This is a genomic window from Actinoplanes sp. NPDC021490, assembly GCF_055562135.1.
Genome location: NZ_JBVHFW010000022.1, coordinates 105921 through 120339, shown reverse-complemented (window position 1 = coordinate 120339; position 14419 = coordinate 105921). Strand labels below are relative to the sequence as shown.

Sequence of the window (14419 nt, the reverse complement as noted above, 5' to 3'; positions counted from 1 at the left end):
CGGCTGATTTGACCCGGCCGGGGTATGTGCTCACAGTCACAGGTCATTTCGCGGAGTCTCGTGTGTCGTAGTGAGCAGGCGTTTGATCGCCTCGGCCTTGGTCTGCGGTAAGTGCTGGAGCACCCGGGATGCCGTCCAACTGCTGGTATGGCGGAGGATGACGGCCGCGACCCCGGGCTCGGCCTGCTGCAAAATCATGGTGAGGTTGACTTCGTCGAAGTTTCGCAGCAGCCGGAGGACGTACTCCCACACCACGGAGTTGGCCAGGAGAGCGTCGTCGCGCACCATAAAACCCAGGATGGCCAGCCGCTTGGCCGGTTCGAATCCGCGGAACATGAGATCGAACCACCGGTACTGCGGTTGCATCGCGATCAGCACGGCGGCGATCTCGAGTGTGGGCAGCCGCTCCAACCGGATCCGCGCCGAGTAGGGCGCCTTGTTGTCGAGCGAGCGGGCGATCGTAACTGGATCGACGCCCGGCTTGCCGGGTCGCGGCGGGGCCGGCGGGGGCGACTGGTCGCGCATGTCGTCCGTCGCCGGCGCGCGGCCGGTCGAGTCGAGAATGTCGGCGCCGAGCTTGCGCGCGGTCCGGATCAGCCGGTCCCGGACGTTTGCGAAACGCGGTGCCCGGGCCTTCTCGATCACTTCGTCCAGCGCCTGCAGGGCGGCCTCGGTCCGCGTCCCGGCGCCGAGGCCGAAGCGGGCGAACCTGATCAGGGAGTGGAGGAGATCAAGCTCGTGCCGTTCGGCGTTGAGGCGGGCGAGGCGCCGATGGATGGCGACCGTCTCGGCTTGCGCGTCCAGGGCGTCGCGCCACTTGAACCGGTCGGCCAGGATCTGCGCCTCCACCTGACGGGCCCGGGCCAGGTCCTGGTCGTAGCGGACGTTGACCTCGGCCAGCCGCCGGAACACCGCGACGGCGCCGGAAACCGCGAAGCCGGCGTCCTCGTCCTGCCCCAGGGAGTGCAGTGTCAGGGCCCGCCCGAGCAGTGTCGCCCCGAAGTCCAGCTCGAGGCCCGGGCCCGCGTTCTCGGCCACCGCCCGCAGCAGCTCCAGGGCTTCGTCCAGCGCTTCCAGCGCGTCGCCGGCCCGGTCGCCGTGGCGCAACTGCTCCGCCTGCTGCACCAGCACGCGGATCAGGGTAAGCCGGTGCCGCCCGTCGACCGCGACCAGCCGGCGCAGCTGGGCAATCGCCCGGTGGCGGGTCGACAGGGACGACGTGCCCCGGCCCTGGTTCCACAGGGCGAGGCTGAGATCGGCCAGGCAGGTGGCGATCTCCTCGGCCGGCGGCGTGCAGTGGCGGCCGCTGTCGTTCCACAGCCCGACCGCCTCGCCCAGGGCATCCGCGGCCGGCGTCCAGTCCCTGGCCCGGGTGCAGGCCCGGCCGAGGCTGCGCAGCGCGAGTTCCAGCTGCGGCGCCTGCGCGGGCGGACGCCGGGCGATCACGACGGCCTCGGTGAGCAGGGCAAGGCCATCCCGTACGCGGCCCGACTCGAACAGCCGCCAGCCGAGCTTCAGCGCCAGGGCGCCCGCGCGTACCGGGTCGCTGGTGTGGCCGGCCAGCTCGCGGGCGAGACGTTCGGTGATGGCGGCGACCCCCGCATGCAGGTCGGCCGCCGGCTCGGCCGGGAAGGCGGACTCGATGGCCACCAGCACGTCCAGCGGCATCGCCGGGGCCGAGGCGACGGCCGACAACGCCGCGGACCCGGCCCGCACGGCCAGCTCGGGTTTCTGCCGCAGCAACGGCACCAGCTGGTTGGTGGCCAGGTGGGGCCAGCGGCGGGCCGCCTCGAGCAGCATCGGCAGCGCCGTGGCGGCGCTGCGCGCGTCGTGGGCCAGCAGCTCCCCGAGCGCGCCCACGGCCCAGGGGTCGGGCCGGAATCCCTCGATGGCGTGACCCGGGGTCTGCAGGGCGACGAAGTCCTCGGCCAGCCGGTCCGGATAGAGCGGTTCCAGCACGGTGTCCGGCTCGTGCGGCGGATAGCACATCGCATGATCCGCGAGGACCTGGCCGGCGTCGTTGACCCCGTCCGCGACGGCCACGGCCCTCAGCACGGGCAAGGCGGACGCGTAGTCGAGCGACCGGATCAGCGCGGCCACGTAGACCGCCCGGCCCATCACCTGCGGCGGCGACTCGACCCGGCGGTCGTTGTCGTACATCGACTGCCAGTGGTTGCGCTCGCGGGACAGCAGGTAGGCCGACAGGTGGGCCGGGTCGGTCGGCGGTTCCTCGCCGTGGCGGACGGCGAGGACGTGGGCCAGGGCGGCCATGTGCACGGTCAGGAAGGAACCCTCGAGATCCGGCGCCGGGTGGCCGGGGTCGGCGACCCCCAGGACCCGGGCGAAACACGACCGCGCGACCTCGAAGACCTCCCGCGGGCCGGTCGTCGCCGTGGCCAGTTCGGTGCTGTCGGCATGGACGCCGAGCGCCTCGGCGAGCCGGTAGGTCAGCGCGTCCCACCAGTTGCCGAGGGGCGGGCCAGCAGCAGCACCCGGAGCGCCCGGCCGGCGTGCAGGCGACGGTCGAGCAGCAGCGCCAGCAGGTCGGAGAGCGGCCACCGTTCGGCGTAGTCGACCAGCACGAGCAGCGGCTTCTGGGCGACCAGGGCGCTCCCGGCGGCCACCTCGACCGGCTGCACCACGGCGTCGCGGCTGTGCCGGGCCCGTACGGTGATCCAGCCCGCGGCGTGGGTCAGCTCGGCGAACCGGTGCGCCAGCCGGGTCTTGCCCTGCCCCGCTCCCCCGTGCACCAGGCGGACGGCCATGGCCGCGCCGTCGTCACGCCAGGCGCTCAGCCCGGCCAGCTCCTGCGCCCGGCCGGTGAAGTCGACGACCCGGTTGCCCGCGTTGAGCAGCCGGCTCGGCAGCTCGCCGGAAAGCGCGCGGACCGGGCCGAAGGACAGCTCGTCGATGAAATGCGTGCCGATCCGCTGGTGTACGTGCAGGTCACCGTTCTGGACGGCGAGCAGCGTGGCGGCGTCACCGGCGGTGTTGATCTGCTGAGGCGAGACCTCACGCCTCATCGCGCCTCGCCGGTTCGCCGGTGTTCAGATCGCCGCCCTGAACGGTGTACATGGTGGCGTTGCCGGACGCCTGGTTGATCTGCACCGGCCCGCTCGGCTCGGCCGAACTCGGGTGCTGCCGCAGGGCGGCCCACAGCCCGGCCGCGCCGACGAGCACGCCGGCCACGCTGGACAACTGGTCGGCCCGGTCGAGCCCGTTGCGGGCCAGGAACGTGATCCACCCGCCGACGAGCAGCAAACAGCCGGCGATCTTCAACGATGCCCACAGCCGTCGCCGCGTCATGCCCCCAGTATGGACGAGCGGTCGCAACCGGCGCTCAGCGAGCGCAACGGACGGGTGACATGCAAAAAGGCAAGGAGAACAATCTCCCTGCCACTTCTAACGTATATCGCACCCCGGGGCTTGCGGCAAGAGGCGGGTGAGGGCGCACAATCGGCGGCTCGGGCTGCGAGAAGGGGTATTTGCGGATGATTCTGGGCTTCGACGCGATCGACCGGACGATGGTCGCGGCCGTGGGCGGCAAGGGCGCGCAGCTGGGGGAACTGTCACGGATCGAGGGCGTACGGGTGCCCGTGGGTTTCTGTGTCACGACGGAGGCGTACCGGACGATTCTGGCGAGCGCGCCCGGCGTCGACGACCTGCTCGATCGGCTGTCGGTTCTGGAGCCGGCGGACCGGGCGGCGATCGGCACGCTCAGCGCGGACGTGCGGCGCGCGATCGAGGACACTCCGATACCCGGCGAGGTCGCGGCGGCGATCACGGCGGAGCTGGAGGACAGTGCCTACGCGGTTCGGTCCAGCGCGACGGCCGAGGACCTGCCGACCGCTTCGTTCGCCGGGCAGCAGGACACCTATCTGAACGTCATCGGCGCCGCCGAGATCCTGCGGCACGTCAGCCGCTGCTGGGCGTCGCTGTTCACCGAGCGGGCCGTCACCTATCGGCTGCGCAACGGCTTCGACCATCGCCAGGTGCGGATGGCCGTCGTCGTGCAGCGGATGGTCCTCCCCGAGGCGTCGGGCATCCTGTTCACCGCCGACCCGGTCACCGGCAACCGCCGGGTCGCCACCGTGGACGCGAGCTTCGGGCTCGGTGAGGCGCTGGTCTCGGGGCTGGTCAACCCCGACGTGTTCAAGGTGCGCGACGGCGAGATCGTCGAGCGGGTGATCGCCGTCAAACACCGCGCCGTCCTCCCCCGGCCGGACGGCGGAACGGAGGACGTGGCGATCGACCCGCAACGGCGGGAACGGCCGGCTTTGACGGATACCCAAGCCGTACGGCTGGCCGAACTCGGACGACGGATCGAAGCGCATTTCGGACGCCCGCAGGACATCGAATGGTGCTGGGCCGGCGACAGTTTCCAGATCGTGCAGAGCCGTCCGATCACCACGCTGTTCCCGGTTCCGGAGGCCGCCGGGCCGGGCCCTCGCGTGTACATCTCGGTCGGCCACCAGCAGATGATGACCGACCCGATGAAGCCCCTCGGAATCTCCGTCTGGCAATTGACCGCGCTGGCGCCGATGCACACGGCCGGCGGGCGGCTGTTCGTCGACATCACGGCGCGGCTGGCCTCGGCCGCGGGCCGCGCGGGGCTGCTGCAGATGGCCGGGAAGTCCGATCCGCTGGTCGGGGACGCGCTGCACACCCTCTTCGACCGCGACTTCGTGCCCCTCGAACCCGGCGCCGAACCCGCCCCGCTTCCGCACGGCGCCGGCCCGGCCACGATCGACAATGATCCGGGCATCGTCACCGAGCTGATCCGGCGTACCGAGGACTCGCTGGCCGCCCTCAAGCGTGACATCCGCACCAAGAGCGGGCCGGCGCTGTTCGACTTCCTGCTCGAGGCCATCGACGAGCACAAGCGGCTGCTCACCGACCCGCTGAGCATGCAGGCGCTGATGGCGGGCATGGGCGCCACCTGGTGGCTCAACGACCACCTGCTGGAGTGGCTGGGCGAACGGAACGCGGCCGACACGCTGACCCTGTCCGCGCCGGGCAACATCACCTCGGAGATGGGGCTCGCGCTTCTCGACGTCGCCGACGTGATCCGTCCGTACGGGGAAGTAGTCGCCTTTCTGCGAACCGCCGGCGACGACGATTTCCTCGACGAGTTGCCGAAACTGCCGGGCGGCACCGAGGCGCGCGATGCCATTGAGTCCTATCTAGAACGTTTCGGGATGCGCTGCGCGGGCGAAATCGACATCACCCGGCCGCGGTGGAGCGAGCAGCCGTCCACGCTCGTTCCGCTGATTCTCGACAATGTGCGTTCCTTCGAGCCGGGCGCGGCCGCGCGCCGATTCGAGGAGGGGCGAAAGGCGGCGGAGAACAAGACGCAGGAGGTGCTTGCGCGTCTGCGGGAACAGCCCGGCGGAGAAGAAAAGGCCGCCGAGACCCAGCACATGATCGAGCGGGTGCGCACGTTCATCGGCTATCGCGAGTTCCCCAAGTACGGAATCGTCAGCCGGTTCTTCGTCTACAAGCAGGCCTTGCTGAATGAGGCCGACCGCCTTGTCGATTCCGGTGCGCTGGCGGCCCGGGAGGACATCTTCTTCCTGACGTTCCAGGAGCTTTCCGACGCCGTACGCGACCGGGCCGTCGACGCCGGGCTCATCCGCGACCGCAAGGAGGCGTTCCGGTCGTACGCCGCGCTCGCCGCACCCCGGATCCTCACCTCGGAGGGCGAGGGTCTCTCCGGGGCGTACCGCCGTGACGACGTGCCGGCCGGCGCCCTGGTCGGCGTGCCGGTCTCGGCCGGAACCGTCGAGGGCCGGGCCCGGGTGATCCTCGACATGGCGCGGGCCGACGTCGAGGCGGGCGACATCCTGGTCACCGCCTACACCGATCCGAGCTGGTCGCCGCTCTTCGTGGCGGTGTCCGGCCTGGTGACCGAGGTCGGCGGGCAGATGACCCACGGCGCGGTGATCGCCCGCGAATACGGCCTGCCCGCGGTGGTCGGCGTGGACGGCGCCACCCGCCGCATCCGCGACGGCCAGCGCATCCGGGTCCACGGCACGGATGGCTACATCGAAATTCTGTCCGACTGAGGGCCTGCGACAATCTCCGCATGATCGACCCGTCGACGATCCACCTGGACGAGTTCCTTTCCCGCTGGTACGGCGCCCGGTCCGGGGAATTCTCCCTGCCGGCCGCCGGGCAGTGGCTTCCCGCGCCGCTGCGGCGCTGGTACGCGACCAGTTCGGGCCGCGCTGAGCCCCGCGGCGTGATGAAGCGTTTCCTGCGGCCCGAAGAGATCCGGGCGGAGGACGGGAAGGCGATCTTCCTGGTCGACCCGACCGGTGACTGGCGCTGGTCGTTCGACGTGGACGAGCCCGACGTGGTCTACGACGGGGAGCTCTACGAGGATTGGCGCCGCAACGAGGAGACGCTCGAACAGCTCCTGATCCACCACGCCGTGCAGGAGGCCCTTTACGGCGCCCGCAGCTCCTATGCGAACACCCACGTGCCCGAGGGCCGGCTCAGCGGTGTGCTGGCCGGCCTCGAGCAGGTGGATTTCCCGAAGTGGCGGTGGCCGTCGGAGGACGACGACTACCGCTACTTCCTGGGTGACCTGGTTGTCGCCGAAGTCGTCCCGGATTACAGCCCGGGCTTCTTCCAGGTTGTCGTGGCCTCCCCTGACCCGGGCCGCCTGTCCTATCTGGACCAGCTCGACGGAATCGAGTGGCGCCGGGCCGGGGAGTAGGCCGCGAGCTATCGGCCGGTGAAGGTGCGCCGCTGGATGCCCTTCGAGTCGCGATAGACGACGGTCAGCTGGGAACCGGACGGCAGCATCGCCTCCAGCGTGTTCTCGCAGGCGCCACAGATGTAGTCGCCGGTGATGAACAGCGTGGCCTTCTTGTCCTGCACCGGCCAGTCCTTCATCCAGACGTGCATCAGGGCCGCGCTCTGCGCCTCGAGGTGGTGGTCGAAGCCCTTCGCGGTGCCCGGCGCGGCCTTGCCGAGGATGTCCGGGTGGATGTTGCGCTTGCCCGTGGACAGCGGATAGAGACCGCCGTTGGGCACGAACAGGGCGCCGTTCATGTTGCCCGGGTATTTGAACTTCCCCTTGGCGTCATCGGCGTTCTGCAGGCCGATGTCGTCGGGCGGGCACGTCGCGTTGTGGACCAGCAGCGACCGGCGGCCGGCCATGACGTAGTAGGTGTGGAAGCCCTCGACGGTGAGGTTGTAGACGCGAAGGTTCGCGCTGTGATGCCGGACCGCGCTGATCGCGACCGTGGTGCCCGCGCCGGTGCGCAGCCACTGCCGCGGGGCCAGGTCCTTGGCGTCGACCCACTCGGAGAGGGCGGGCACCCAGAACGGATGGCTGGCCGTGGCCGTGATGGTGTCCGTACGGTGACCGCGCGGGCCGTCCACGTCGACGACGATGTCGACCAGGTCCTTGGGGCCGTAACTGGTGATCGTCCGGCTGACCGTCCGGGCCGCGGTGATGCCGTTGACCTCGTCGGTCGCGAGGACCCGGTCACCGGCGCGCAGCTTCTCGATCGCTTTGGTCGTGCCGTTGGCCAGCAGAACCGGTGTGCCCGCCACGAAGCTGCTGGGCACGAACGGGCAGGCCGCCTTCTTGCGCTTGGCCAGGTCGGTCAGCTCGTCGCGCTTCTTGCGGGCGTCCTTGATCCGGTCGAGGAAGTGCAGAAGCTTGGGCGCCAGCTTGGTGAGCTTCCACGTGGCGTTCAAGATCTTGCTGGCCGGGAGGAGGTTGACCAGGCTCCACAAGCACGCCTCGACGTTGCCGTCCATGACGCACTTCTTGATGTCGCCGACCCCGGACAGATCCATGAACAGGTCGAAGGCGTTGTCCTTGAGGAAGTCCATCAGGCTCTGGCCGGCCAGGGCCTGCGCCTCGGTCAGCGCGGCCCGCTGCTCCGGGTCCAGGTATTCGAGGACGTCGCCGGCCGGTGCGCCGGGCGGGGTGGTGATGGCGTTGGCCATCTCCTCCGCGTCCCGCTTGCGCTGAGCCGCCTCGGCCCGTTCGGCCGCCTTCTGCGCATCCACCGCCGCCTGCAGCGCACTGCTCGCCGCGGTGGCCGCGCTGTCGGCGTGTCCCTGCGCGCTGTCGGCCGCGGTGCGTGCTTTCGCGGCGTCGGCCTCGGCCCGGTCGGCCGCGCCCCGGGCGGCCGCGGCGTCGCTCTCCGCCGCGGACGCGGCGCTGTTGGCCGCGTCGGCCTCGGCCTGGGCCTGCTGAGCCGATTTCCCGGCGATGGCCGCGTCGTTGGCGGCCTCGCGGGCGGCCGACCGCGCCGCAAGGGCGTCGGCCTCGGCCTGCGCGTCGGCGCGGGCGGCACCGGCCGCCGCGTCCCGGGCGGCCTTTCCGTCCACCGCGGCCTGAGCGGCCGACTTCTTGGCCTCGGCGGCCGAGGTGGCCGCGTCCGCGGCCGACCGGGCGGCCTGCGCGGCCGCGGCGAAGGCCGGCCGGACCTGCTCGTTGGCCGTGGCCGCGGCGGTCTCGGCCCGCTGGGCGGCCAGGACCGCTTCCGCGGCCCGGGCGGCGGCCTCCGCGGCCTGCTCGGCGCCGATGATCTTCGCCTGCTCGGCGACCAGCCGGACGAAGTCGGCGTCGATGTCGGCGCCGGTGAACGGGGTGACCATCCCGATGGCCGTGTTGGCCGGCTCGGCGATGCCCGCCGCCGACTGCCGGGCCGCGGCGGACGCGCTCACCGCGACCTCGGCCTGCACGGCCGCGGCGACGGCCTCGGTGGTGGCCGCGTCGGCCTCGTCCCGGGTGCGGTTGGCCGCCCACAGCGCCCGCACCGACTCCTCGGCCGCCTGCTCGGCCAGCCCGACCGCGTTGTCGGCGGCCCGCGCGGCCTTGGTCTCCTCGGCCGTGGCCACGGCCGCCTTGGCGTCGGCGCGCACCCGCGCCGCGTGGGCGGCCCGGGCAGTCGCCTCGGCCCGGTCGGCCGCGGCATCGGCGGCCGCGGCGGCCGCCTGGGCCGCTTCCGCGGCCGCCCAGGCCCGCTCGGCGGCCTGCTGCGCCTGCGTCGCCGCGGCGCGGGCGTTGGCCGCGGCGCCGGTGGCGGCGTTGGCCGACGAACGGGCCGAGCGGGCGGCCGAACTGGCCACCCCGGCCTGGGCGTCGGCCTCGTCGGCCTGTCGCTGCGCCTCCTGCTTCTCGCTGTCGCTGCCCGCGGCCGACACTCCGGCCCGCATGGCCGCCTGCTTGGCCTTGGCCGTCTGCTCGGCCCGCTCGGCCGCCTGGGCCTCGTCCCGGGCCTGCCGGGCGTTGCCCTCGTGGTCCCAGGCCCGCTTGGCCGCGCCGGCCGCGGCGCCGTCGGCGGCCTCCGCGTTGCGGCGGGCGCCGCTGGCCACCGACGCCTGCGCCTCGGCGTTGGCCCGCTCCGACCGGGCGATCGACGCCTGCCGGTCCGCCTCGGCCCGGTGCGCCGCGGCGTTGGCCCGCTCGGTCTCGGCGATCCGCCGCTGCTCCTTGGCGATGAGCGCCTGGGCCTCGGCCTCCTCCTTGTGCCGGCGCGTCTTCGCGGCCTCGGCCCAGGCCTTGGCCTCGGCCGCCTCGGCCTGCTCACGGGCCTTCTTGGTGCGGGCGGCGGCGGTCTTCGCCGCCGCGGCCTGCTTCGCCGCGGCCGCCGCCAGCTTGGCCGCCGACTTGGCGTGCTCCTCGGCGTGCTGACGCCACTTGATCGCCTGCGCCGCGTGCGCCTCGGCCTGAGCCTGCGCGCCCTGCGCGCTGTTGGTGGCGATCGTCGCGTCGACCGCGTGCCCCGCGGTCTGCGTCGCGCCGACCGCCGCGGTCGCGGCCTCGCTCATGCCCTGGACGATCAGCGACCATTCGGCGCCGTAGGTCAGGCCGGTGGCGATCAGGTCGTCGGCCGCCGTGGTGGCGATGGCCGCGGCCGCACTGGCCTCCTGGGCCGCGTTCCGCGCGGCCGTGAGGCCGGCCGTCGTCTGCGCCCGGGCCGCGTTCAGCTCGGTCGCCTTGGCCGTCACCGTGCCGTTGCCGGCCAGCACCCGCTGCGCGTGCCGGGCCGCGTTGGCCGCACCGGCCATCGCGTTGGCCGCACGCTGCAGCTCCCGCACCGCGTTGCCGTGCGCGACCAGCATCCGGGTGCGGGCCTGCGACGCCCGCTGGGCCCGCTGGGCCAGGTCGGTCAGTTCCTCGGCCGCCTTGTTCCGCGCCTCCAGGTCCTTCAGGTACTGCTCGCGCTCGGCCGCGTCGGCCCGGGCCGCAACCAGATAGCCGGTGGCGAGGAACGCGTTGATCGCCGCGTCGTCGCCGGCCAGGGCCACCTCGGCCGCGCGCCGGACGTTCGACTCGGCCGGCGCCGCCGCGGCCACCAGACGCACACGCTCGCGCAGAGTGGCCGCGCGTTCCTGCGCGTTCCGGGCCACCTTGGCGTCCCGCTCGCGGGCGATGTCGGCCCCGTAGGCCAGGAACATCGCCCGGTCGCTGTCGGTGCCGGCCAGCACCCGCTCGACCTCGGCGTTGAAGTTGGCGCCGCCGGTGCCCTTGAGCGCCTTCACCGCCGCGAGGTTGTCGGCCGCCTCCTTCTTCTTGCGCGCGGCGACCTGCTTGTCCAGCGCCGGCTTGTCGACCAGGGCGAACTTCTGGATGACGGCCGGGTCACCGGTGGCCAGGGCGGCCAGGGCGGCGTCGCGGATCTCCGGCTCCGGGGTGAGCGCGGCGACGTCGGCGACGGCCCGGCGCCACCGCTCGGCCACGGCGTCGACCCCGGTCGAGCCGTTCCACGACTCGGTGACCACCGGCGGGACCGGGATCGGGGGCGGATCGGCGGCCGCCTTGACGGCCGCACGGGGCGGTGGGGCGGCGTTCGCCGGCGGGGCGGGAAGTCCGGCGACCACGAGCGCAGCCAGCAGCGCGATCAGTAAGGCGCGGATCCGCGGGGCACGATTCACCACAGAATGTCCATTTCAGAGTTCGGGCAGGGCAGAGCGGAACGCACGCCCGTACGGCACGGGCGCGCGAGAAGAAAGGAAGCGGCGCTTAGTCAGCCGCCCGCTCGGCGCGTGGCAATCGGCCGGTGAAGTCCATCTTTTCCCCCGTGTGTGCAAAGAACAGCGACGGCACCTCGGAGATAGACGAACTCCGAAATACCGGCGTGATCTAAGCACGACTCCGGGCGTCGGCTCTATCCCGTTGCGCCCGCGGCCGCCAAGATTGCGCCCCGGACCAGCCCAAACAAATTCCGCGCCGGGTACCGTGAGGTCCCTCCTGTTTTGTGGAAGTCCATGTGCACCTGCTCGACGACCTCGACGGATTGTCATCCCGGGCCCGGGCGTTCCTGAGCCGTACGGCCCGGCGCGAGCCCGCGGCCACCGAAGTGCTCGCCACCGACTACCGCGATCCGCTGGAACTGGCCGTGCGCCGGCGTGACTTCGTCACCCGCTTCGGCGGTCTGCGCTACACCGTGCGGCGAAGCGTCCGGGCCGGCGCCGAGCGGTGGGACACCACGCGCGAATGGGACTTCGATGTCGACGGCTGGGCTCGTCCGGAGCGCGACGGGTGGTCCTTCGGCTGGATCGGGCAGCGGGTGTCGTCCCCGGTGCGGCATCTGATGCACACCGACGGCCGGTTCGGGGTGACCGAGGGCGGGCCCTTCCTCGAGGTCAGCCCCTCGATCCATCACCTGATCGAGGGGCACGCCCTGATGGACGAGCTGAGCGCCTGGCATCCCGTGCCCGGCAACGCCCTGGAGACCTGGGTGACGAGCAGCCTCGACGACGAACCGACGGGCGACCTGCGCCTCGTGGCCGAAGCGTCCGGGCCGTACGACACCTGGATGCTCTCCGGCACCGCCGCCTTGCGCCGCTTCCAACTGTGGGGTGACCGGCAGCCCCGGCCGACCGCCGCGATGGCGTGGACGCGCGATCCGGTTACCTGATGGGTGCCGCGGGCCGCGGCGGGGGCGTCAGCACGTCGAGTGGAACAGGCCCCCGACCGCGCGGGTCTCCGCCAGCTTGTTGTAGAGCTCCACGGCCTGTCCGGTCTCGGCCACATGGGTCTCGACGCCTTGCTCGCCGAGATAGTCGAGCGTGGCCGGGTCGACTTGCAGTTTGAGCTCCATGCCGCGGGAGAGGACGACCACCGTGGCGCCGTGGGTGAGGAGGTCTTCGACGTCCGCGGGCTGGATGCCGGGGCTGTGGCGGGTTCCGGTCTCCGACCAGTCCCACTCCCGGCCGCCACCGGGATAGAGCTTGAAGTCCTTGCCGGGCGGCAGCCCCTCCACCTCCATGCGTCCCCACTCGACGGACACGATCTTCGGTGACGTCACGGCTGTTCCCTCCGGGCGTACGGGACAGGGATCGGGCCGTGAACAGTAGCTGTTCACGGCCCGGGGGCGAAACGGGTCACGCGTGGACGGCGGTGGTGGCCGGGCCGCGGACCGTACGGCTGGTGGTCTGGAGGGTGGCGAAGCCGGTCAGCAGGACGGCGGCCGCCGCGATGACGGCGAACGCCCACGGGGAGCCGGACGGCCAGAGCTGGTCGGCGCGGGCCGAACCGAACGGCAGGATCGTGAACATCGAGGCGGCCAGCCCGCCGAGGACGCCGGTCACCGTGATCAGCACGCCCTCGAGCGAGACCATCGCGAGCAGTTGCCCCTTGGTCGCGCCGGCCAGCCGTTGCTGGGCGAACTCGCGGCGGCGGTGGGTTGTCGCGGCGACCAGCGTGTTCACCAGCATGATGGCCACGAACAGGGTGATCATGCCGACGACCACGTAGTTCAGGGTCTGGATGTCCTGGGCGTACTCGGGCTGGATCTGGCCCTCCGCCGCCCGATCCTCGATCCCCTGCATGTAGACGGTGCCGGTGGCGATGCCGGTGAACAGCAGCACCGGCATGACCGCGGAGGCCAGCTGACGCGTACGGGAATGGACGCCCGTCACGGCCAGCGAACCGGCGACACCGGCCAGCCGCACGAGCGGGCCGAGGACGACCGTGACCAGGCGCAGCAGTTCGGGGGCGAGCAGGGCCAGACCGATCGCGGCCCAGATCCCGGCCTGCCCGGCGGTCTGCATGGCGTCGATTCCCTTGCCGTCCATCAGGGTCGCCGTCAGCACCGCGCAGTTCGCGCCGATCAGCAGGAACAGCACGGCGCCGATCCGGCGCAGCCGGGGCCGCTCGTGGCGTGCGGACGACGCGAGAACCCGCCGGGCGGTGGCGTTCGCGGCCGCGAACGAGCCCAGCAGGGTCACCCCGAAGCCGGCGCCGAGCGCGATCGGGCCGAACCCGGCCGGGACCGCCGCGGCGACCTGCCCGGTGTCCTTGAGCAGCGAGACCAGCACCCGGCCGAGCAGCCAGCCCGCGGGCACGGCCGCCGCCGACGCGACCAGGGCGACCGCGAGGGCCTCACCCACGACCATCCGGCCGAGCTGCGGACCGGTCGCGCCGGCCCGGCGCAGCAGCGCGATCTGCCCGGCGCGTTGCCGGACGGCCAGGCTCAGCGTGGACGTCACCGCGAAGGCCACGATGACCAGGCACCAGCCGCCGCCGACGGTGGCCGTGGTGGCCAGCGACTCGTTGCCGTCGGCCGCCGCGACCCCGGACGCGGTGTCCAGCAGCGAGGCGAACGCCATGATCAGCGCGGCGCCCAGGAAGGCGGAGAGGAACGTGGCGACGAAACCGCCGGGACGGTGCCGCAGATTGCGCAGGGCCACGGCGATCATGCGGACACCCCGCTCACCCGGTCCCCGAGGTGGGCCAGCCGCTCGGCCACGGCGTCGGCGGTCGGCGCGGGCAACGATCCGGCCAGGCGGCCGTCGGCCAGGAACACGACCGAGTCCGCGTACGCGGCGGCGACCGGATCGTGGGTGACCATGACGACCGTCCGTCCGTGTTCGTGCACGACCGAACGCAGCAGGGTGAGCACGTCGCGCGCGCTGCGCAGGTCGAGCGCGCCGGTCGGCTCGTCGGCGAAGATCACGGCCGGCTCGGTGATCAGGGCCCGGGCCACGGCCACGCGCTGCCGCTGGCCGCCGGAGAGCCGTTCGGGAAGCTCGTCCCGCCGGTCGCCCAGGCCCAGCCGGTCGAGCACCGCGCCCACCCGCTGCCGGTCGGGACGACGCCCGGCCAGGCGCAGCGAGAGCACGGTGTTCTGTTCGACGGTCAGCGACGGCAGCAGGTTGTAGTCCTGGAAGACGAACCCGACCCGCGTACGGCGGAACTTGGTCATGGGGGTGTCCTTGGTGGCCGTCAGCTCGGCGCCGTCGATGAACACGCGGCCCCCGGTGGGACGGTCGAGCCCGGCCGCGCAGTGCAGCAGCGTGGTCTTGCCCGAACCGGACGGTCCCATCACGGCGGTGAAGCTGCCCGCGCGGAACCCGGCCGTGACGCCATCCAAGGCGGTGACGCCACCCTCGTACGTCTTGTACAGCTCTTCTACCCTGACGATGTCGGTCATAGATACAC

At 72.4% G+C, this 14419-nt stretch carries 10 protein-coding genes; 3 read left to right on the top strand and 7 right to left on the bottom strand.

All coding sequences use genetic code 11. From position 1 onward, the window contains the following. Nucleotides 1-36: 36 nt before the first annotated feature. From ACZ3I4_RS41350 to ACZ3I4_RS41340, 3 genes are read right to left on the bottom strand one after another with little or no spacing between them, the layout of a single operon-like run. On the bottom strand, nucleotides 37-2559 hold the full coding sequence (locus ACZ3I4_RS41350) for a hypothetical protein (RefSeq protein ID WP_465387597.1): 2523 nt from the start codon (nucleotides 2557-2559) through the stop codon (nucleotides 37-39). Next, the gene (locus tag ACZ3I4_RS41345; RefSeq protein ID WP_465387596.1) at nucleotides 2448-3023 is read right to left on the bottom strand and encodes a hypothetical protein; all 576 of its coding nucleotides are present in this window, start codon (nucleotides 3021-3023) and stop codon (nucleotides 2448-2450) included. Before ACZ3I4_RS41345 ends, ACZ3I4_RS41350 begins: the two co-directional genes overlap by 112 nt. After that, nucleotides 3013-3306, bottom strand: coding sequence for a hypothetical protein (locus ACZ3I4_RS41340; RefSeq protein ID WP_465387595.1), 294 nt, complete (start codon nucleotides 3304-3306; stop codon nucleotides 3013-3015). Before ACZ3I4_RS41340 ends, ACZ3I4_RS41345 begins: the two co-directional genes overlap by 11 nt. 185 nt (nucleotides 3307-3491) lie before the next feature. Here ACZ3I4_RS41340 and rph point away from each other — a divergent pair, with 185 nt between their 5' ends. Continuing rightward, a complete protein-coding gene (rph, locus tag ACZ3I4_RS41335; protein WP_465387704.1) occupies nucleotides 3492-6065 on the top strand; it encodes a rifamycin-inactivating phosphotransferase in 2574 nt (857 codons plus the stop codon). A 20-nt stretch (nucleotides 6066-6085) separates the two neighbouring features. Next, a complete protein-coding gene (locus ACZ3I4_RS41330) occupies nucleotides 6086-6721 on the top strand; it encodes a hypothetical protein (RefSeq protein WP_465387594.1) in 636 nt (211 codons plus the stop codon). An 8-nt stretch (nucleotides 6722-6729) separates the two neighbouring features. On the opposite strand, the gene ACZ3I4_RS41325 is transcribed toward ACZ3I4_RS41330, so the two are convergent. Further along, the gene (locus ACZ3I4_RS41325) at nucleotides 6730-10911 is read right to left on the bottom strand and encodes a polymorphic toxin-type HINT domain-containing protein (protein WP_465387593.1); all 4182 of its coding nucleotides are present in this window, start codon (nucleotides 10909-10911) and stop codon (nucleotides 6730-6732) included. Between the two features lie 320 nt (nucleotides 10912-11231). On the opposite strand from ACZ3I4_RS41325, the gene ACZ3I4_RS41320 reads away from it, so the two are divergent. Continuing rightward, nucleotides 11232-11894, top strand: a complete 663-nt coding sequence (locus tag ACZ3I4_RS41320) for a hypothetical protein (protein WP_465387592.1) — start codon at nucleotides 11232-11234, stop codon at nucleotides 11892-11894. 27 nt (nucleotides 11895-11921) lie between these two features. Here the strand turns inward: ACZ3I4_RS41320 and ACZ3I4_RS41315 are convergent, their stop codons facing one another. The 3 genes from ACZ3I4_RS41315 to ACZ3I4_RS41305 all read right to left on the bottom strand — a co-directional run bounded on the left by ACZ3I4_RS41315 (nucleotide 11922) and on the right by ACZ3I4_RS41305 (nucleotide 14411). Further along, on the bottom strand, nucleotides 11922-12284 hold the full coding sequence (locus ACZ3I4_RS41315; RefSeq protein WP_465387591.1) for an Mth938-like domain-containing protein: 363 nt from the start codon (nucleotides 12282-12284) through the stop codon (nucleotides 11922-11924). A 76-nt stretch (nucleotides 12285-12360) separates the two neighbouring features. After that, nucleotides 12361-13677: an FtsX-like permease family protein gene (locus ACZ3I4_RS41310; protein ID WP_465387590.1), complete on the bottom strand. Its 1317-nt coding sequence runs from the start codon at nucleotides 13675-13677 to the stop codon at nucleotides 12361-12363. Then, complete coding sequence (locus tag ACZ3I4_RS41305) at nucleotides 13674-14411, bottom strand: ABC transporter ATP-binding protein (protein ID WP_465387589.1); 738 nt, start codon at nucleotides 14409-14411, stop codon at nucleotides 13674-13676. Before ACZ3I4_RS41305 ends, ACZ3I4_RS41310 begins: the two co-directional genes overlap by 4 nt. Between the last annotated feature and the right edge of the window lie 8 nt (nucleotides 14412-14419).